Here is an 18,546-nt window from a genome sequence, read left to right as displayed (position 1 = left end):
GAGAGGACAGTTCCATGACCGAGTTCACCTCGTTCGACGTCGCCCACCTGGGAAACGTGGAGCTACTGACTCCCACCTTTGAGAAGAGCCTGTGGTTCTTCCGCGACCTGCTGGCCATGCGGGTCGTCGCGGAAACCGGCGGAGCTGATGGAGCTGATGGAGCCGGGTCGAAGCGGTCCGCCTACCTGCGGACGTGGGACGAGTACCAGGTCTACACGCTGAAACTCACCGAATCGGCCGACGCCGGCGTCGGCCGGACGTCCTTCCGGACCAGCAGCCAGGCGGCGCTGGAGCGCCGGGTGGCGGCGATCGAGGCCACCGGCCTCGGCGTCGGCTGGGTGGACGGCGAGATGGGGACGGGCCCCGCGTATGCCTTCCGCGACCCGGACGGGCACGACATGGCCATCTACTACGAGACCGAGCGGTATGTGGCCACCGACGACAAGCCCGCGCTGAAAAACCAGGCCTCGGCGTTCCCCGGCCGCGGCGTCAACGCCAGGCGGCTAGACCACATCAACTACCTGGCCAGGGACGTGGTGGCCAACGGCGAGTTCGTGGCGAAGGCGCTGGGGGGACGGGAGAGCGAGCGGATCAAGCTCGACGACGGCCGCTACGCCGCCTGGTGGTTCCACTTCAACAACAAGTCCTACGACATTGTGTACTCCGACGACTGGCTCAAGCACGGCAACCGGCTGCACCACGTCGCCTTCGCCCCCGACACCCGCGAAGACATCCTCAAGGCCGCCGACATTTTCCTGGAGAACGGCATCCACATCGAGTCCGGCCCGCACAAGCACGCCATCAACCAGACCTTTTTCCTCTACGTCTGGGAGCCCGGCGGCAACCGGATCGAATTTGCCAACGCCGGCGCCCGCCTGCTGTTGGATCCCGACTCGCCGGTGGTGGAATGGACCCAGGAGGAACGCAAGAAGGGCCAGGCGTGGGGCATGAAAACGATCGAGACCTTCCACACCCACGGAACGCCGAACGTGGCCGGCGGCCCAGTGAACGACGCAATGAACGGACCCGGCAATACCGCACAGAGCAATACTGCACAGAGAGGTGCGAAGTGATGACCAACGCAACGAACACGTCGACGCCGGTGACAACCGGACTGTACATCGGAGGGTCCGAGCGCCAGGCGGCCTCGACCCTGGAGATCGCCGACCCGGGAAAGCCCGGCGTCACGGTCGGGCACGCGGCCGCGGCGGGCCCCGGCGACGTCGACGAGGCGATCGCCGCGGCGAAGGCGGCCTACCCCGGATGGTCCGCGCTGAGCGCCCAGGAACGCGCCGGGCAGATGCGGGCGGCCCTTGAAGGCATCGCCGACTTCCGCGACGAGGACGCCGCCATCCTTTCCCAGGAGAACGGGAAGATCCGGATGGAGGCATGGGTCGACTCGCTGGTGTTCGAGATCCGCTGGAACCTTGCCCTGGCGCTGGCCGACGAGGTGGAGGCCACCAAGGTGCTCCCGCCCGCACCCGGCATCCCGGTCACCACAACGGTCGCGTTCCAGCCGCTGGGCGTGGTGACGGTCATCGTGCCGTTCAACTGGCCGATCGCGATCCTTGCGGCCTCGCTGCCGCACGCGCTGCTCGCCGGCAACACCGCCATCGTGAAGCCGCCGCCCACGGCCCCGCTGGCGACTACCCGGGTGGTCCAGAGGATCGCCGAGAAACTGCCGCCGGGCGTGCTGAACGTCGTGACGGGCAAGGATGCCGACATGGCCGCCCTCATCACCAGCCCCGACGTCGCGAAGGTTTGCTTCACCGGCAGCGTCGGCGGCGGACAGCGCATCATGGAGATGGCCGCGAAATCGCTAACCCGGGTGACGCTGGAACTCGGCGGAAACGACGCCGCCGTCATCCTGGCGGATGCCATTCTCGATGACACCCATCTGGACCGGCTCTACGCCGCGATCTTCGACACCACCGGGCAGATCTGCATGAACGCGAAGCGGATCTACGTCCACCGTTCGCGCCTGGACGAGGTTGTCGCGGGGCTGGCGGGCCGGCTCGAGCAGGCCGTGATCGGCTACGGGCTCCAGGAGGGGACCACCATGGGGCCCCTGCACTCCCCGGCCCAGAAGGCCTTCGTCACCGAGCTCATCGAGGAGGCGAAGGCGGCCGGGGCCGACGTGAGGGAGTACGGGTCGCTGCCGACGGACCCGGCCCTGCAGGGCGGGAACTTCATGCGCCCGGCCCTGGTGATCGACCCGGACCCCGCGCTGCGCGTCGTCACCCAGGAGCAGTTCGGACCGGTCATCCCGCTCATCCCGTTCGACACCGAGGAGGAAGGGATCGAGGCCGCGAACGCTACCTGGGCAGGGCTCTGCGGCTCGGTCTGGACCGCTGACCCCGCCACGGCGGACCGCGTGGGCGGGAAGCTGGTCTGCGGCTACGTCTGGGTCAATGACCACGGCGCCACCCGGCTGGACCTGCGCGCTCCGTTCGGCGGCATGAAGCAGTCCGGCATGGGCCGGGAGCAGGGGATCGAAGGGGTCCGGGCCTTCCAGGACACCCGGGCGATCGCCCACCTGGAGCCTGCTGACCCGTCAGGAGTCTGACCGGCGCCACGGGCTAAGCCAGGGAACGGGAACGCCCCCGCTGCGTCTTGACCGGCGCAGCGGGGGGCGGGCCGCCGCTTCCTTGCAAATACCTATGGACAGTCCCTATCGACATAGCTAAAGTCGGGAGTGGGCGCACCGTTGCACCCACCGAAAGGACTCCCCGATGGCGACTCGAATCACGCCCGCGACCAACCGGGCAGCATCGCTGGAACTCATCCAGGATTTTTCACTAGAGATGACCGGCAAGGACATCCCCGCCCTGAATGAGGCGAAAAACCAGATCCCACCCGGCACGCGGATCAACGTCACCTTCCTCGGCAACGAGGACCTCGAGATGCGGGTGGCCGCCGCCAAGGCAGTCCGCGACCTCGGCTTCGTGCCCGTTCCGCACATCTCCGCCCGCCGCCTGAAGAGCCAGGGGCAGCTGGAGGAGTTCCTCGGCCGGCTGCAGGAGGTCGGCGCCGCCGAACATGTGTTCGCCGTCGGCGGTGACCCGGCGACGCCGGAGGGCCCGTACGAGGATTCGCTCGCTGTCATCCGCAGCGGCATCCTGCAGCGGTTCGGCGTCCGCGAGGTGGGCATCGGCGGATATCCGGAAGGACACCCGGACATCCCGAAGGACCGCCTCTGGGGCGCCCTGGAGGACAAGGCCGCCGCCCTTGCCGAGCAGGAGCTCGGCGCCGTCATCCTGACCCAGTTCGCGTTCGACACCGACCCGGTCGCCGACTGGATCGATGCCGTGCGGGCCAAGGGCATCAAGGCCCCGATCCGCGTCGGTACGCCCGGGCCGGCGGGCATCAAACGGCTCCTTGGCTTCGCGCGCCGCTTCGGCGTCGGCGCCAACGCCATGATCGTGAAGAAATACGGTTTCTCGCTGACGAACCTGATGGGGGATGCGGGACCGGACCGGTTCGTCAACGATCTTGCGGCCGTCCTCGCGGCCCATACGCCGGGGGCGCAGCCGCAGATCGGCGGCCGGGTGGGCTTGCATTTCTACACCTTCGGAGGCCTGCTGGCGACGGCGGAGTGGGCCCGGCACTTCACCGCCGAGCAGGGCTGAGGAGGCGGCGGTGGCCCTTCATACCGAATCGCTGAAGGATCAGTCGTGCCTGATCGTCCACGGCCCCGACCAGCCCGGGATTGTGGCAGCGGTCGCGGCCCTGGTCACCCGCAACAACGGGAACATCGTCTCCCTGGACCAGTACTCGTCCGACCCGACGTCGGGCGATTTCTTCCAGCGGGTGGTGTTCAACCGGCCCGACCTTGCCGCCGCGATGCCGGCGATCGAGGCGGACCTGGACAAGACCCTGGCCCCGCTGGGGCTCTCCTGGACGCTCACCGACCGGTCCGTTCCCAAGCGGATGGCCATCCTGGTGTCGACGTCGGATCACTGCCTGCTCGAACTGCTGTGGCGGCACCGGCGCGGTGAGCTGCCGGTGACCATCCCGATGGTGATCTCGAACCACACGAACACGGCGGAGGACGTCCGTTCCTTCGGGGTGCCGTTCTTTCACGTGCCCTCCCTGGGCGAGGACAAGTCCCAGGCGGAAGCCGAGATCCTGAAACTGCTGGACGGGAACGTCGAATTTGTGGTGCTGGCGCGCTACATGCAGATCCTGTCACCGGACTTCCTGGACCGGGTGGGGGTGCCGCTGATCAACATCCACCATTCCTTCCTGCCCGCGTTCATCGGCGCGGCCCCGTACCGCAAGGCCAAGGAGCGGGGCGTCAAACTGATCGGCGCGACGTCGCACTACGTCACGAAGGACCTTGATGAGGGCCCGATCATCGAGCAGGACGTCGCCCGGGTGACGCATGCCCATTCGGCGCTCGACCTCCAGGCCCGCGGCGCGTACGTGGAGCGGGCCGTGCTCTCGCGCGCCGTCCAATGGCACGCCGAGGACCGCGTCATCCGGCACGGCAACCAGACCATCGTTTTCTGACCCATCAACCCGGCGCCGCGGGCTTCCTTCCCGCAGCCCCGACCCAACAGTCCGACAGCACCAACCGACACAGAACAAGAGGTTCACCGTGGCACCTAAGAATCTGCAGGAAGTCCTCGACGCGTCCCGCGGCGCAGTCGACCTCCTCCGCAACTCCCAGATCGGCTCGTACATCTACCCGGTGGTTCCGGCCGACTTCCAGAACTGGATCAAGGAGCAGACCGCCTGGCGCCAGACCGCCGTGCTCTACGACCAGTCCCACCACATGGACAACCTGTTCATGAAAGGCTCGGACGCGATCAAGCTGATCACGTCCACGGCGATCAATTCGACCGCCGTGTTCCCGGTCAACAAGGCGAAGCAGTATGTGCCGACCACCGAGTCCGGGCACGTCATCGGCGACGGCATCCTCTTCCGCGAGGCGGAGGACGAGTATGTCTACGTCGGGCGCGCCCCGGCCGCGAACTGGCTGCTCTACCACGGCGAGACCGGCGGCTACGGGAATCTTGACATCACGGTGGACCGCCGTTCGCCGTCACGGCCCTACGGCAGCCAGGTGACCCGCCAGTACTACCGCTTCCAGATCCAGGGCCCGAACGCCTGGCAGGTGATCGAAAAGCTCAACGGGGGCCCGCTCGAGCAGCTCAAGTTCTTCAACATGTCGACCATGACGATCGACGGCACAACCGTCCGCACCCTCCGCCACGGCATGGCCGGCGCGCCGGGGCTCGAGATCTGGGGCCCGTACGCCGACCACGGCCGCATCCGCGACGCGATCGTCGAGGCCGGCGCCGAGTTTGGGCTCGTCCCGGTCGGGTCGCGCGCCTACCCGTCCAACACGCTCGAATCAGGCTGGATCCCCTCGCCGTTGCCGGCCATCTACACCGGCGAGGCCGAGCGCGGCTACCGCGAGTGGCTCCCCGCGGACGGCTACGAAGCGACCGGGACCCTGGCCGGCTCGTTCGTGTCCGAGAACATCGAGGACTACTACCTGACCCCCTGGGAGCTCGGCTACGGCTCGTTCGTGAAGTTCGACCACGACTTCATCGGCCGCGACGCCCTGCAGCGGCTGGACCCGGCCGCCCAGCGCAAGAAGGTCACACTGGCCTGGGACGCCGAGGATGTCACGTCGATCTACGCCTCGCTGTTCAACGTTGAGGGGCCGAGCTACAAGTTCTTCGACCTGCCGCTGGCGAACTACGGCTCGGCCAACTATGACTCGGTCGTGGACGCCGACGGAACGGTGGTCGGGTACTCGACATTCACCGGGTACAGCGCGAACGAACGGCGGGCCCTCTCGCTGGCGACGATCGACCCCAACGTCCCCGAAGGCACCGAACTGAAGGTCGTTTGGGGGGAGCCGAACGGCGGAACCGCCAAGGCCGCCGTCGAACCGCACGTGCAGACCGAGGTGCGCGCCGTCGTCAGCCCGGTGCCCTACTCCACCGTCGCCCGCGCCACCTACCAGGGCGGCTGGCGCACGAACTACCAGTCGGCCTAGGCTGGGGACCCCGGTACAAGGGGGCGGCGGCGCCCCCTTGTACCTCCCCCGCCCACTGAAGGAGTGCCGCATGAGCCTGCGATACGCGCTGCTGGCGCTGCTGCGGGTGGGGCCGCTCTCGGGCTACGAACTGCAGAAGCAGTTCGCCATGTCGGTCGGCCACGTGTGGCACGCGCCGGACTCCCAGATCTATCCCGAGCTGCGCAAGATGGAGGCCGAGGGCCTCATCGAGGGCGAAGAGCAGCCCAGGGGCCAGCGCGCCACCCGGCGCGTCTACCACGTGACCGACGCCGGGAACCGCGCGTTCCTCGACTGGATGCAGACGCCGCTGGAGTACGCCCGCGTCCGCGACCCCGCCCACCTGCGGGCCGCCTATCTGGAGGCGGCGTCACCCGCGGCGGCGCGCGAGTTCTTCCGCGGACACATCGCCCAGTGGGAGGCTGAACTGGCCCAGTGGGAGGGTGAACTGGTCCGGATCGCGCAGACTGCCAACCCGATGCTGGTGCGGCGCCTCGCCGTCACCGAGCCGGAGGACCGCGAACGGACCATAGCGTTCAAACGCTTTACCTACGAGGGCTTGGTCGAGCGGGCCCGGATCGAGATCGCCTGGGCCCGGCGAGGCCTCCAGCTCATCGATGAGCTGGAGGCCTCGGGCGGGGTGTGGTCCGGCCCCGGGCTGGTCTAGCTAACCGAAGTTCTCGGCCGTCGCGTAGCCCTTGCCGTTGTATTTCTGCACGATGACGGACGACACGGCCGGCTGGCCGTCGACCGTCGTGTCGACCGCGGTGCCCGAGAGCATCAGGGGCGCCTTCAGGTCCTTGATGTTCCGCAGCGCCGTCATAAAGCTGTCACGCGTCGGCTCGGTCATGGACTTGAACGCCTGCTCGAGCGTGGCTCCCACCATGTAGCTCCACATACAGTGCGGGAACGCCGGCATATCCGGGTAGTTGCCGTACTGCTTGAGTTCGGCGAGGAATTTCACGACGTCGGGATCCTTGGCGAACGCCGGGCTCTGCGGCGCCTTGGCGAAGGACACCGAGTAGACGCCGGGGTAGGCGGACCCGCCGCCCGGTTCGAGGATCGCCGTCGGGCTCGACGTGTTGGACGGGAGGAACCAGCTGGGCTTCCAGCCAATCTGCTGCGCCTTCTGCAGCGCGGCGATGGTCAGCGGCGTGATCGACATGGCGTTGAAGAAGACATCGGCCTTCGACGACGCCAGCTGGGTGAGCTGCGCGTCCACCGAGGTGTCGGTGGCCTCATAGGTCTGTTCGCCCACCACCGAGATGTTGGAGGCGCCCTTGATGGCGTCCTTGAAGCCCTGGACGTAGCCCTTGCCGTAGTCGTCGTTCTGCGACAAGATGGCGACCTTGTGCTGGTCCTTGGAGGCCGCAAGCAGCTTGCCGAACGCCGCTCCCTCGTTCTGGTAGACCGGCACGAACCCCAGCTGCCAGGGGCTTTGCTTCCGGTCGCTGAACAAGGGATCGCCGGTCATCACGAGCACCTGCGGGACCTTCTGGCTGATCGCGGCGTCGCGGAAGGCCCGGTTGGTCGGCGTGCCGAGGCCCGCGGTGGCAGCGAAGACGTTGTCCGACACCATCTGCTGGAAGTTGGCCAGCGACTTCTGCGGATCATACGCATCGTCGTAGGACTTGATGTTGACGGTGCGCGTCTTGCCGTCGCCGAACTTCACGCCGCCGGCCGCGTTCACCGCGCCGAAGTAGGCGGAGACGCCAGCGACGGTGCACTTGCCCGGGCCGGCCGTCGCGCCGCTGAGCGGGGTGGTGATGCCGAGCGTGATGGACGTGTCCGTGATGCCGGGGGACGCCCCCGAGCCGCCGCCCTGGCCGGCGCCGTCGCGGGTACACCCTGAGAGGGAGAGCGCGAGGACCGATGCCATCGCAACGATGCCAAGGACCCCGCCTGGCTTTGTTCTAATCTTCATGGTCGGTCTTGCCTCTCTGTGTTTTCGACTCCCTCCGGCGCGGCGTCCGGAACCGGATGATGCGCAGGAGCGGGCTGCGGGGGATTCCCGGATTGGTGGCGGCCGGTCCGCCGCCGGCTGAGCCGGCGGACCACCCGCGGAAGGCTGACCAGTCCTCCGGGCAACAGGAACAGCACCGCGAGGAGGATCACGCCCTGGCTGAGGGTTGTGAAGTTCGGATCGATCGCGTTCGTCAGCTGCGGCACGAACACGTAGTAGGCGCCGCCCAGGAGCGCGCCCGCGATGCTGCCGGCGCCGCCGATGACCATCGCCGCAACGAGGCTGATCGAGTGGCCGAAGCTGAGGGTCTCCGGTGAGGTGTACTGCACGGCCGCGAGGTAGAGGAACCCGCTGGCGCCGCCGAAGATCGAGGCGATGGTGAACGCTAGCACCTTGGTGCGGTAGGGCGAGACGCCCATCGAGGCGGCGACGGCTTCGTTTTCGCGCACCACCGCGAAGGCCCTGCCGTACTTGCCCTGCACCAGGCTCCGGGCCAGCAGGAACGCCACAGCGGTCACCAGCAGCACGATGTAGAACTGCCACTGGTCGCTGTACAGGCCAGACCAGTCGGGGGCATCCGAGAAGCGGGCCGAGATGCCCTGCGAACCGCCGGTGAACTCCGAGAGGCGCTTGGCCAAGGGGACGCCGACAATCGGCAGCGCAGGCCGCAAGGAACACCACCAAAATGTTCCAGCCCTGGTTGACGCCGTAGGCGGTGACGTAGGCGCCGAGCCCGACGAAGAAGATCTGCCCGAGGTTGACCTGTCCGGTGTAGCCCATGACGATGTTCAGCCCCAGCACCGCGACGGCGTAAACGCCGATGCGCACCAGGGTCTGGTTCGCAAACGCGGGGAGGACGAGCGGGGCAACGATCAGCACCACCGCGGCCACGAGGCCCAGGGCAATCCGTGCCGGCCGGTTGCGGAAAGCGGACGCTACGGTAGCCATCAGACCCTCACCACGACCTTTCTGCCGAATAGGCCCTGGGGACGGAGGATGAGGATGACGAAGATCAGGACGAACGGGACGGCGATCTTCAGGTCATGGCCGATCAGGGGCACGTAGACGGCCACCAGGTTCTCCAGCACGCCGATCGCCGAGGCGGCCACGACGCAGCCGATCGGGCTGCTCAGGCCGCCGAGGATAACGGCGGCGAGCGCGTACACCAGGGCGGTATCTAGCATGCCCGGCGTCAGTGTCAGCTGCGGGGCGACCAGGACGCCCGCGATCGCCCCGAGGGTCGCGGCCAGTCCCCAGCCGACCATCAGCAGCCGGCCCACCGGGAGGCCGGAAAAGGCTGCCGACGCCGGGTTGTCCGCTACGGCGCGGAGCGCGAGCCCGAGCTTGGTGCGGAGGAACAACAGCTGCAGCACCACCATGATCACCACGATGGTCACCGTGGTGGCCAGCGACCGGACACTCACCACCGCGCCGAGGATTTCCACGCTGGTGAGCGGGAACAGCGACGGGAATCCGAGGTTGTTGTAGCCCCAGAGCACTGCGGCGATGCCGGTGACAAGGGTGAGCAACCCGATTGTCACCACCACGGCCGTGTCCGGATCGCCGCGTTCGAACCGGCGGACCAGGAACCGCTCCACCAGCGCGCCGATGAAGAAGGAGAGCACCACGGCGATGAGGATCGCGAGGATCAGCGGCAGGCCGGTCTTGACGAAGGCGTAGGCGATGTAGCTGGACAGCACGGCCATGCCGCCCTGGGCGAAGTTGATCAGGCCGGTCGCCTGGTTCACGAGCACGATCGCGAGGGCGAGGGCGGCGTAGATTGAGCCGGTCGAGAGGCCGTCGACGACGAGCTGGATAAAGGTTCCCATCTCCGTTCAACCCCCCAGGTAGGCGCGGCGGATCTCGTCCATGCCCTTGAGTTCGGCGGAGGACCCGGTCAGCACGTTGCGGCCCGTTTCGAGCACGGTCGCCGTGTCGACCAGCGAGAAGGCCAGGTTGGCGTTCTGCTCGACGACGAGCATGGCGATCCCCGACTCGCGCCGGAGCCGGCGGATCGCGTCGTACACGGTCCTGGCCGTGCTGGGCGCCAGGCCCAGCGACGCTTCGTCGAGCAGCAACAGCCGCGGCTTGGCCATAAAGGCCCGGCCCACGGCGAGCATCTGCTGCTCACCGCCGGAGAGTGCGGCCGCGCGGGAGCCAACCCGGTCCTGCAGCTGCGGGAACAGGTCCAGGCAGTAGTCGATGTCCGCGGCGATGGCCTGCCGGCCCCTGCGGAGGTACGCGCCGACCATCAGGTTCTCCCGGACGCTCAGCTGGCCGAGCGTCCCGCGGCCCTCCGGGACGTGGGCGATCCCCAGGGCGGCGACCTGGTCGGGGCGCAGGCCCCGGATGTCACGTCCGTCGAAGGTGATCCGGCCGCCGGTGCGCACCGTGCCGCTGATCGCGCGCAGCGTGGTGGTCTTGCCGGCGCCGTTCGCGCCGAGGATGCCGACGGAGCCGCCCTCCGGCACGCTGAGCGAGACCCCGTCGATCACCTGCACGGGACCGTAGGACGCGGTCACGTCGGTGAGTTCAAGCAGCGTCATCCGCGGCGTCCTTCCCGATGTAGGCCTCAATGACGCGCGGATCGGACTGCGCCTCTGCCGCGGTGCCTGCCATCAGCTTGCGTCCGTGGTCGAGCACCACGACCTGGTCGGTGAGCGCCGAGATGAGTCCCATGTGGTGCTCAACGATGATGATGGTGATGTCCTGCTCGGCGCGGATCCGTTTCACCGTCGCGATGAACTGTTCCACTTCGCCGTGCGAGAGTCCGGCCGCGGGCTCATCGAGCAGCAGCAAAGCGGGTTTGGAGAGCAGGGCCCGCCACAGCTCCACCCCCTTGTGCAGCCCGTGCGAGAGCTCATCGGCTGGCAGGTCCGCGGCCCAGCCGAGCCCGGCGCGGGCGAGGAGTTCGAGCGCTTCGGCACGGATGCCGCGCTCGGCGCGGGCGGTGTACGGCAGCCGGAGCGCCCAGGACACCGGTCCGCCGGGAAGCCGGATATGCCCGCCGAGGAGCACATTCTGCAGCACGGTGGCGTTCAGCTGCAGGGCGGGGTGCTGGAACGTGCGCGCCAGGCCCAGCCGGGCCAGGCGGGACGGGGCACTTCCGGACACCTCGGTGCCGCTGATGGTGATTGATCCGGAGCTGGGCTTGTAATGGCCGCTGATGCAGTTGAACAGCGAGGTCTTGCCGGCCCCGTTGGGACCGACCAGGCCGAAGATCGCACCGGGCTCGACGTCGAAGCTCACGTCCTGCAGCACCTTGACCCCGCCGAAATGCAGGTTCACGTCCTTGAGGCTCAGGCTCGCGGCCACCGGAGCACCTTCCTGTCGCACCATTGCTAGGAATCGACGCGATCAGTCACGACCGCCCGAGACCGACGGTACGGATCGCAGACACAATTGTCAACGATTTCAGCAAGGCCTGGCGCCGGGTGCTCGGGACGCTGAACGACCGGCCCGCGCGCACCCGCTCAGGGTGCCGGGCGGGTTGCCCGCAGGCGGCTGGCCGGTGGCCGGTCGGCGCGGTCAGCCGCCGGCGACGGACTGGATGATCAGGACCTCCTGGCCCGGCGACACTTCCGTGCCCAGGCCCTGCAGCCGCCGGATCTCATTCCCGTTGACGTAGATGTTCACGTAGCGGCGGACGGCCCCGGTCTCGTCCCGCAACCTCCTGGACAGGGCCGGGAACTTCCCGGTCACGGAATCCAGTAGCCCTTCGATGGTCACGGCCGCGTCCGCGGGCGCCGTCAGGACGGACTGCCCGCCGGCCAGCGGCGCCAGGACGCTGGGGAGCAACACGCTGATCTCCGGCACGGCGCAGCCTCAGGCGGAGGCCGCCGCGGCGGCGGGCTGCGCCCCGGGAACCCGGGCTCCGGCCACCTGCGCGGCCCGGACGCAGAGGACGTCGGGCAGGTGGGAGGCCACCTCGGTGAAGTGTTCGCCCTCGTCCGCGCTGGCGTAGACACTGCCGCCGCGGGTGCCGAAGTAGACGCCGGCGGGTTCGGCCGCGTCGACGCAGGCGGCGTCGCGGAGCACGGCATTGAATTCGGACTCCGGCAGCCCGGCGTCGAGCCGCTTCCAGCTCGCGCCGGCGTCGTCGGTCCGGTGCACGGCCAGCTTTCCGCCCGGCGGGATCCGTTCGCCGTCGGCCTTCAGCGGAATGACCCAGGCCGTGCCGGCGCGGCGCGGATGCGTCAGCATAACGAAGCCGAAATCGGCCGGCAGCCCCTCGGCGATCGACTCCCAGCTCTCGGCGTCGTCGTCGCTGCGGTAGACGCCGTGGTGGTTTTGCGCGTACAGCCGCCCGTCCACGGCCGCGTCCGCGGCGATCTTGTGGACACACTGGCCGAATTCGGGGTTGGGATCGGGCATGAAGTACGCGGAGATCCCCTTGTTCCGCGGCTCCCAGGAGGTCCCGCCGTCGAGCGAGCGGTACACGCCTCCGGTGCTCATGGCGACGTGCACCTTTTCGCCGTCCGGGTGGACGACGATCGAATGCGCCGCGGCCCCGCCGTACCCGGCGCCCCATTCGCTGCGGTGCGGGTGGTCCCACAGACCGCGGTTAAGCTCGAAGTGCTGGCCGCCGTCGGTGGATTTCCAGACCGAAATCGGCTCGCAACCGGCCCAGACGACGCCGGGGCGGGACTCCGCGTCGGGATAGATCTGCCAGACGCGCTCCAGCGCGGCGTCGGTGCCCTCGGGGAAGCGGATGGCACCGTTTTCGGGCTCGTCCCAGGTTTCGCCGAGGTCGTCGGAGTGGAAGACGGTAGGTCCCCAGTGTTCCGAGCGGACCCCGACCAGGATCCGGGTCCTGCCTTCACGGGTGTCAATGCCGATGCTGGGGATCTCGCTCATCAGGAAGTGCGGGCCGGAGAGGGACCACTCCCGACGGTCCGGGCTGGTTGCCAGCCACAGGCCTTTTTTGGTTCCAATCGCCAGGACATAACTCTCTGCGGTAGCCATGCCCTACATGCAACCACTGCGGCCCGGAGGCCGCAATGGTTTTTCGCCAGTCAATCGACGAATTCGGACTGGGTTTCGACGAAGTCCCAATCGGCGGCGCTCAGCACGCCGGACGCCTTGTCCGGGTGCGGGCCGCCGGCCTCCGCGATGCCCTGCAGCACCGGCAAGGGCAACTCGTCGGCCCGCAGGTTCGCGCGCAGCCATTCCTTGCTGGCGAGATCCAGGTCCAGCCACCACATGAAGATTTCCACCGCTGCCCGCCTTTCCGTGTCCTTCCACGGTAGGTCCGGGGCGGGAGGCGGGCAAGGGACCGGGGAGGAAGGCCCTAGCCGGGGAGGAAGGCCGGGCCAACAATCGAGTATGCCTGCCGAGCGCACGAGCCCCGCACCCCTGGTGGTCGGCGTCCTGCCGGGCCAGCCGCGCGAGGTGCTGGAAACGGCGGCGGCCCTGGCGAATAGCCTGGCCGCACCGCTGCTCTGCGCCTACGTGGACGAGGCCAGCTTCCTCGTGGAATGGGATCCGGCACGTTCCGCCCACCGGCTCTCGCTCCACCCCGAAGCGGACAGCGCCGAGATCCAGGCGACCGCCGAAGCGCTGCGGTCCGGCATCGCGGCCGCCTGCGACGGCGCCGGGGTGCCGTGGAGCCTGCGGACGCTGGCCGGGGATCCGGCGCGGGCGCTCGGGCGGCTGGCTGCGGAGGCCGGCGCAGCCATGATCATCGTGGGCACTCCGGAGCCGGGACTGGGACACCGGCTCAGCGCCGCCCTCAACGGGTCGGTAGCGGCCTGGCTGAGCCAGCATCAGGACCGTCCGGTCCTGATGGTCCCGGCACGGGCACCCCGCGGCCCCTAACGGGCCCGGGAAAATAAAGCGAAAGTAGTTATTCGAGGTGCTGGCGCATCGTCTCTACCGCCCCGTAAGGTTGTATCCGTAGGCGGGAAACCCCCCTACCCCATAGCTGCTCCGGAGTGCGTATCCCCCAATAACGCACTCCGGAGCTCTTTAATTTCCGGACCGTTCCCATAACGCCGCGGTACCCCCGGAGGGTACTTGCCATATACCCCTAGGGGGTATATGTTGGGTGGCATGAACGAGTCCGAAGCCTCCCCTGCCGGCACGCTGGACGGCGCACCGGCCCAGCAGCACGGCTACTCCGCCAACAAGGACGCTTACCTCAAGCGGCTCAAAAGGATCGAGGGCCAGGTGCGCGGGATCGCCCGGATGGTCGATGAAGACAAGTACTGCATCGACATCCTGACCCAGGTTGCCGCCGTCACCAAGGCCCTGCATGCCGTCAGCCTCGGGCTGGTGGAGGAACACATCGGGCACTGCGTCGTCGGGGCAGCCGCGGAGCCGGATCCGGACCTCCGGGCCGAAGCCATCGACTTCAAAGTCAAGGAGGCCACCGATGCCATCGGGCGCCTGCTGCGGTAGCGGCACCACCACCCACCACACCATAGGACTGATCAACCATGACCAGTCCCCCACCAAGGAGCAAGCCATGAGCACCGTTTCCACCACCGTCGAGGTATCCGGCATGACCTGCGGGCACTGCGTGTCCTCCGTCTCGGAAGAACTTGAGTCGCTGGCAGGCGTCGAAAGCGTCGACGTCGACCTCAACGCCGGCGGGATCTCCACCGTCACGATCACCTCGAACAAGGAGCTCTCCCCTGCCGAAATCGGCGAGGCAGTCGCCGAAGCGGGCTACCTGGTGGTCGCGAACGAGGCCTGAACCCCGCCGCGGGATTCGGCGGTACCCCGGCCGGAGCCGGGCAGGACTTCACCGGGCAGGATTTGACCGAGCAGGACGAGAGGAACATACCGTGAGCAACGCGAAACTGCTGGACCAGCCCGGGAGCCGGGTGATTGAGCTCGACATCGAGGGCATGACGTGCGCCTCCTGCGTCGGCCGGGTCGAACGCAAGCTCGGCAAGCTCGACGGCGTGCAGGCTTCGGTCAACCTCCCGCTGGAGTCCGCCCGGGTCACCGTCCCGGCCAACATCACGGACGAACAAATCGCCGCCACCGTGAACGCCGCCGGCTACAAGGCCACCGTCAGGACTCCGCAGGCGCCGGCCGCCGCGGCCGAGGACCCCGCACTTGGCACGGCGGCGAAGCTGCGGCCCAGGCTGATCGCCGCGGCCGCCCTCACCGTGCCGGTCTTTGTGCTCTCCATGGTCCCGGCAGTCCAGTTTCCGAACTGGGGCTGGGTTGCCGGCGCCCTCGCCTTGCCCGTGGTCACCTGGGCGGCGTGGCCGTTCCACCGGGCCGCGGCGGTCAATGCCCGGCATCTGTCATCCACCATGGACACGCTGGTGTCGATCGGTGTGACGGCCGCCTACGTCTTCTCCGCCTGGCAGCTCTTGGCCGATCCCCGCCTCACCGAACATCCGGGCATGGAGGGGATGGGGTCCGCCGGCCTGTACTTCGAGGTCGCCGCCGTCGTCACCACCTTCCTGCTGCTCGGCCGCTACCTGGAGGCCAACGCCAAGCGCAAGGCCGGCGACGCGCTCAAGGCCCTGCTGGACCTGGGCGCCAAGGATGCCACCGTGCTGCGCGACGGCACGGAAGTGAAGATTCCCGCGGACCGGCTCCAGGTCGGGGACGTCGTCGTCGTCCGCCCTGGCGAGAAGATCGCCACCGACGGTGTGGTCACCGAAGGGACCTCCGCTGTCGACGCCTCCCTCGTGACCGGCGAATCGGTACCGGTCGAAGTTGGTCCGGACAGCCCGGTCACCGGCGCGACCATCAACACCTCCGGGCGGATCCTGGTCCGCGCCACGCGGGTCGGCGCCGACACCACCCTGGCCCAGATGGGCCGGCTGGTCTCCCAGGCACAGTCGGCGAAGGCCCCGATCGCCCGGCTCGCAGACCGCATCAGCGCCGTCTTCGTCCCGGTGGTCCTTGCCATCGCCGCGCTCACCTTCGGCGCGTGGCTGCTCTCGGCCGGCCCCGAAATCAGCGACGCCGAGCTCCGCGCTGCCTTCACCGCCGCCGTCGCGGTGCTGGTCATCGCCTGCCCCTGCGCCCTGGGCCTCGCCACCCCGGTGGGGCTGCTGACCGGCACCGGCCGCGGCGCCCAGCTGGGCATCCTGATCAAGGGCCCGCAGGTGCTGGAGGACACCCGGACCGTGGACACGATCCTGCTGGACAAGACCGGCACCGTCACCACCGGACACCTTGCCGTCACGGGGACCCGCGCGTTCGCCCCGTTCGGGGACAGCGAGGTGCTGCGGCTCGCCGGAGCGGCGGAGGCCGCGTCCGAGCACCCCATCGCCCGGGCCATCGCGGCAGCGGCGCTGACCGCGGAGCGGAAAACCGGCGACGCCGCCCGGCTGCCCGACGTCGTCGGCTTCCACTCCGCCCCCGGCGGCGGCGTCCGTGGCACCGTGGAAGGGCGCGTCGTCACGGTGGGACGCTCCGGCTGGCTGCAGGAGAACGGCGTCACGGTCTCCGGCCCGCAGCAGGAAGCTCTTGCAGCGGCCGAGGCCGCCGGAGCGACCGCCATCTGGGTGGCCGTGGATGGGGAACCGGCCGGCATCGTCAGCCTGCGCGACACCCTGAAGCCCGGCTCCGCGCCCGCCATCGCGCGGTTGCGCGAACTGGGGCTGCGGCCCATCCTGCTGACCGGCGACAACGCCGCGGTGGCAGGCCAGGTGGCCGCCGCCGTCGGCATTCCGCCGGAGGACGTCTTCGCCGGTGTCCTGCCGGAGGGCAAGGTGGAGGCCGTGCGGACGCTGCAGGCCGCCGGGGCCACCGTGGCCATGGCCGGCGACGGCGTGAACGACGCCGCGGCCCTCGCCCAGGCGGACCTGGGCATCGCGATGGGCTCCGGCACCGACGTCGCCATCGAGGCCGCGGACCTGACCGTGATGGGCAACGAGCTGGGACAGGTCGCCCAGGCAATCGAGCTGTCCCGCCGGACCCTGGCCACGATCAAGACCAACCTCTTCTGGGCGTTCTTCTACAACGCGGTCGGCATTCCGGTGGCCGCGCTGGGGCTGCTGAATCCGATGATCGCCGGCGCGGCAATGGCGGCCAGCTCCGTGCTGGTGGTGGCCAACTCGCTGCGGCTGCGCAGCTTCGGCAAGTAGCCCGATGGGGAGTGCTGCCCATCGACAGGTTTTTGCGGGGCAGGGTAGGTTCGAGGCATTGGATCTTCCGGAACAGCCGGGGGCCGCTGGGGATGCCGAGAGTGTTCGGGTCCGATGAACTAAGGAGTTTTTTCAATGGCTATGTGGGGTGCGGATGTTACTCAGCTCAAGGCGCTGGGTTCGAAGCTGCTGGCGGGTTCGCAGGAGATCGACAACCAGAGGTCGCTCCTGACGAAGGCGCTGGGGTCGACCGATTGGATGGGACCGGACGCGACGAAGTTCCGCAACGAGTGGAACGGCGAGCACTCGGCCAACCTCACCCGGGCGGCCCAGGCCCTGCAGCAGGCCAGCCAGCAGGCCAGCCGCAATGCCGCCGACCAGGAAAGCGCTTCCTCCAACTAAGGCCGAACATGGTCAGGGAGGGCCCGGACGCACCCGCGTCCGGGCCCTCCCGTTTAAGTCCCGGGCGACCGGGCAGGCCAGCCGCCTAGGGGACGGGCTCGACGTCGTTGGCGTGGTCGAGTTCGGCGGGCAGCGGCGCCGCGCGGCGCAGTTCGTCGAGCCGGACCAGCACCACCCCGCCGACGATCAGCAGTCCGCCCAGCAGCTGCACCGGGCCGGGAAGCTCACCCAGGAGCAGCCAGGCCCAGATGACGGCGAACAGCACCTCGGTCAGCGAAACAAAGGACGCCACCTTGGAGCCCAGCGCCCGCGCGGCCACCACGCCGGAGACGTAAGCGAGCACGGTCGCGAGGATCACCAGCCCGCCCAGCGCCACCCACCACGGCGTGATCCAGGGGCCCAGCCTGGTGTCCGCCGTACTCGCGGCCATCGGCAGCAGCCCGGTGGCGGCAGCCAGCCACATAACGAGTGCGCCGACCATCAGCCCGCCGGAGGCCAGCACGATCGGCGGCAGCGTGTCATTCTCTTTGGCGGTAATGAAGAAATAGATGGCCAGGCAGACGGCCGCCGCGATGCCCCACAGCACGCCGATCAGGTCGATCTTCACGGCTCCGGTGAGGTCCAGCACCAGGACCAGGCCCGCCAGGGAGAGCAGGGTGCCGGCGATCGTCAGGGGCCGCGGCCTTGTCCGGCTCGCCGTCCAGAGCCACAGCACAATGATGACCGGGGCGAGATACTCGAGCAGCAGCGCGACGCCGACCGAAAGCCGGGCAACGGCATTGAAGTAGAACAGCTGGCAGGCGGCCACACCGATCAGCCCGAACAGCAGGACGGTGAGCCAGTTGTCGCGGAGCTGATGCCAGCGGCCGCGCAGGGCGAGCAGGGCCGGGACGGCCAGCACCAGCGCGGCTCCGGTGAGCCGGGCGGTAACCGCGGCGCCCGGCGTCCAGCCCGTTTCCAGCAGCGCCTTGGCGAAGGAGCCGGAGAGTCCGAACACGGCCGAGGAAAACAAGGCCATGCCCAGCCCGGAGGCCAGGAAGCCAGAGGCGTCCGGCGTCCCGGCACCGCGGACCGGGCTGCGGTTCTGGGCC

At 68.8% G+C, this 18,546-nt stretch carries 20 protein-coding genes and 1 pseudogene; 11 read left to right on the top strand and 10 right to left on the bottom strand.

Annotated features, from left to right (window positions below; translation table 11 throughout):
- Positions 1-14 precede the first annotated feature (14 nt).
- The 6 genes from ABIN76_RS06005 (at position 15) to ABIN76_RS05980 (ending at position 6,698) form a co-directional block, all read left to right on the top strand.
- Positions 15-1,073: a VOC family protein gene (locus ABIN76_RS06005; protein WP_346958802.1), complete on the top strand. Its 1,059-nt coding sequence runs from the start codon at positions 15-17 to the stop codon at positions 1,071-1,073.
- On the top strand, positions 1,073-2,566 hold the full coding sequence (locus ABIN76_RS06000; RefSeq protein ID WP_346958801.1) for an aldehyde dehydrogenase family protein: 1,494 nt from the start codon (positions 1,073-1,075) through the stop codon (positions 2,564-2,566). Before ABIN76_RS06005 ends, ABIN76_RS06000 begins: the two co-directional genes overlap by 1 nt.
- A 166-nt stretch (positions 2,567-2,732) precedes the next feature.
- Positions 2,733-3,629, top strand: a complete 897-nt coding sequence (locus ABIN76_RS05995; RefSeq protein ID WP_346958800.1) for a methylenetetrahydrofolate reductase — start codon at positions 2,733-2,735, stop codon at positions 3,627-3,629.
- A gap of 10 nt (positions 3,630-3,639) precedes the next feature.
- A complete protein-coding gene (purU, locus tag ABIN76_RS05990; protein ID WP_346958799.1) occupies positions 3,640-4,512 on the top strand; it encodes a formyltetrahydrofolate deformylase in 873 nt (290 codons plus the stop codon).
- Between the two features lie 88 nt (positions 4,513-4,600).
- On the top strand, positions 4,601-6,013 hold the full coding sequence (locus ABIN76_RS05985) for an aminomethyl transferase family protein (protein WP_346958798.1): 1,413 nt from the start codon (positions 4,601-4,603) through the stop codon (positions 6,011-6,013).
- A 70-nt stretch (positions 6,014-6,083) separates the two neighbouring features.
- The gene (locus ABIN76_RS05980) at positions 6,084-6,698 is read left to right on the top strand and encodes a PadR family transcriptional regulator (RefSeq protein WP_346958797.1); all 615 of its coding nucleotides are present in this window, start codon (positions 6,084-6,086) and stop codon (positions 6,696-6,698) included.
- Here ABIN76_RS05980 and ABIN76_RS05975 read toward each other — a convergent pair whose 3' ends face one another.
- From ABIN76_RS05975 to ABIN76_RS05935, 9 genes and pseudogenes are all read right to left on the bottom strand, one after another.
- Positions 6,699-7,955, bottom strand: a complete 1,257-nt coding sequence (locus ABIN76_RS05975) for an ABC transporter substrate-binding protein (protein ID WP_346958929.1) — start codon at positions 7,953-7,955, stop codon at positions 6,699-6,701.
- Positions 7,952-8,665 (bottom strand): branched-chain amino acid ABC transporter permease, encoded by a 714-nt coding sequence (locus tag ABIN76_RS05970; protein ID WP_346958928.1) that lies wholly within the window; start codon positions 8,663-8,665, stop codon positions 7,952-7,954. Before ABIN76_RS05970 ends, ABIN76_RS05975 begins: the two co-directional genes overlap by 4 nt.
- Positions 8,666-8,711: 46 nt before the next feature.
- Positions 8,712-8,774, bottom strand: a pseudogene (locus tag ABIN76_RS05965) (hypothetical protein); the annotation flags it as partial.
- A gap of 167 nt (positions 8,775-8,941) precedes the next feature.
- Entirely contained in the window at positions 8,942-9,823 is an 882-nt protein-coding gene (locus ABIN76_RS05960) for a branched-chain amino acid ABC transporter permease (protein ID WP_346958796.1), read from the bottom strand.
- A gap of 6 nt (positions 9,824-9,829) precedes the next feature.
- The gene (locus tag ABIN76_RS05955; RefSeq protein ID WP_346958795.1) at positions 9,830-10,540 is read right to left on the bottom strand and encodes an ABC transporter ATP-binding protein; all 711 of its coding nucleotides are present in this window, start codon (positions 10,538-10,540) and stop codon (positions 9,830-9,832) included.
- A complete protein-coding gene (locus tag ABIN76_RS05950) occupies positions 10,527-11,333 on the bottom strand; it encodes an ABC transporter ATP-binding protein (RefSeq protein WP_346958794.1) in 807 nt (268 codons plus the stop codon). Before ABIN76_RS05950 ends, ABIN76_RS05955 begins: the two co-directional genes overlap by 14 nt.
- A gap of 189 nt (positions 11,334-11,522) precedes the next feature.
- Entirely contained in the window at positions 11,523-11,810 is a 288-nt protein-coding gene (locus tag ABIN76_RS05945) for a MoaD/ThiS family protein (RefSeq protein WP_346958793.1), read from the bottom strand.
- Between the two features lie 9 nt (positions 11,811-11,819).
- Entirely contained in the window at positions 11,820-12,959 is a 1,140-nt protein-coding gene (locus ABIN76_RS05940) for an exo-alpha-sialidase (RefSeq protein ID WP_346958792.1), read from the bottom strand.
- A gap of 50 nt (positions 12,960-13,009) precedes the next feature.
- On the bottom strand, positions 13,010-13,210 hold the full coding sequence (locus ABIN76_RS05935; RefSeq protein ID WP_346958791.1) for a hypothetical protein: 201 nt from the start codon (positions 13,208-13,210) through the stop codon (positions 13,010-13,012).
- A gap of 109 nt (positions 13,211-13,319) precedes the next feature.
- Between ABIN76_RS05935 and ABIN76_RS05930 the strand changes: the two genes are divergently transcribed.
- The 5 genes from ABIN76_RS05930 to ABIN76_RS05910 all read left to right on the top strand — a co-directional run bounded on the left by ABIN76_RS05930 (position 13,320) and on the right by ABIN76_RS05910 (position 17,455).
- A complete protein-coding gene (locus tag ABIN76_RS05930; RefSeq protein WP_346958790.1) occupies positions 13,320-13,811 on the top strand; it encodes a universal stress protein in 492 nt (163 codons plus the stop codon).
- Positions 13,812-14,045: 234 nt separating this feature from the next.
- On the top strand, positions 14,046-14,393 hold the full coding sequence (locus ABIN76_RS05925; RefSeq protein ID WP_346958789.1) for a metal-sensitive transcriptional regulator: 348 nt from the start codon (positions 14,046-14,048) through the stop codon (positions 14,391-14,393).
- A 67-nt stretch (positions 14,394-14,460) separates the two neighbouring features.
- A complete protein-coding gene (locus tag ABIN76_RS05920; protein ID WP_346958788.1) occupies positions 14,461-14,691 on the top strand; it encodes a heavy metal-associated domain-containing protein in 231 nt (76 codons plus the stop codon).
- A gap of 91 nt (positions 14,692-14,782) precedes the next feature.
- Positions 14,783-17,053 (top strand): heavy metal translocating P-type ATPase, encoded by a 2,271-nt coding sequence (locus tag ABIN76_RS05915; RefSeq protein WP_346958787.1) that lies wholly within the window; start codon positions 14,783-14,785, stop codon positions 17,051-17,053.
- Between the two features lie 135 nt (positions 17,054-17,188).
- Entirely contained in the window at positions 17,189-17,455 is a 267-nt protein-coding gene (locus tag ABIN76_RS05910) for a hypothetical protein (protein WP_346958786.1), read from the top strand.
- Between the two features lie 85 nt (positions 17,456-17,540).
- Here ABIN76_RS05910 and ABIN76_RS05905 read toward each other — a convergent pair whose 3' ends face one another.
- Positions 17,541-18,473 carry an EamA family transporter gene (locus ABIN76_RS05905; protein WP_346958927.1) on the bottom strand — a complete coding sequence of 311 codons (933 nt, stop codon included), beginning with the start codon at positions 18,471-18,473 and terminating at the stop codon, positions 17,541-17,543.
- Positions 18,474-18,546: the final 73 nt, after the last annotated feature.

The organism is uncultured Arthrobacter sp., assembly GCF_964021775.1.
In the GTDB taxonomy this organism is placed as follows: domain Bacteria; phylum Actinomycetota; class Actinomycetes; order Actinomycetales; family Micrococcaceae; genus Arthrobacter.
The sequence above is the reverse complement of the archived record's forward strand: the minus strand, read 5'-3'. Positions and strand labels throughout refer to the sequence as shown.

Coding starts and splice junctions, on each gene's coding strand:
- ABIN76_RS06005 (WP_346958802.1), top strand. CDS start 15: ATGACCGAGTTCACCTCGTTCGACGTCGCCCACCTGGGAAACGTGGAG.
- ABIN76_RS06000 (WP_346958801.1), top strand. CDS start 1,073: ATGACCAACGCAACGAACACGTCGACGCCGGTGACAACCGGACTGTAC.
- ABIN76_RS05995 (WP_346958800.1), top strand. CDS start 2,733: ATGGCGACTCGAATCACGCCCGCGACCAACCGGGCAGCATCGCTGGAA.
- ABIN76_RS05980 (WP_346958797.1), top strand. CDS start 6,084: ATGAGCCTGCGATACGCGCTGCTGGCGCTGCTGCGGGTGGGGCCGCTC.
- ABIN76_RS05975 (WP_346958929.1), bottom strand. CDS start 7,955: ATGAAGATTAGAACAAAGCCAGGCGGGGTCCTTGGCATCGTTGCGATG.
- ABIN76_RS05960 (WP_346958796.1), bottom strand. CDS start 9,823: ATGGGAACCTTTATCCAGCTCGTCGTCGACGGCCTCTCGACCGGCTCA.
- ABIN76_RS05955 (WP_346958795.1), bottom strand. CDS start 10,540: ATGACGCTGCTTGAACTCACCGACGTGACCGCGTCCTACGGTCCCGTG.
- ABIN76_RS05950 (WP_346958794.1), bottom strand. CDS start 11,333: ATGGTGCGACAGGAAGGTGCTCCGGTGGCCGCGAGCCTGAGCCTCAAG.
- ABIN76_RS05940 (WP_346958792.1), bottom strand. CDS start 12,959: ATGGCTACCGCAGAGAGTTATGTCCTGGCGATTGGAACCAAAAAAGGC.
- ABIN76_RS05930 (WP_346958790.1), top strand. CDS start 13,320: ATGCCTGCCGAGCGCACGAGCCCCGCACCCCTGGTGGTCGGCGTCCTG.
- ABIN76_RS05925 (WP_346958789.1), top strand. CDS start 14,046: ATGAACGAGTCCGAAGCCTCCCCTGCCGGCACGCTGGACGGCGCACCG.
- ABIN76_RS05920 (WP_346958788.1), top strand. CDS start 14,461: ATGAGCACCGTTTCCACCACCGTCGAGGTATCCGGCATGACCTGCGGG.
- ABIN76_RS05910 (WP_346958786.1), top strand. CDS start 17,189: ATGGCTATGTGGGGTGCGGATGTTACTCAGCTCAAGGCGCTGGGTTCG.
- ABIN76_RS05905 (WP_346958927.1), bottom strand. CDS start 18,473: ATGGCCTTGTTTTCCTCGGCCGTGTTCGGACTCTCCGGCTCCTTCGCC.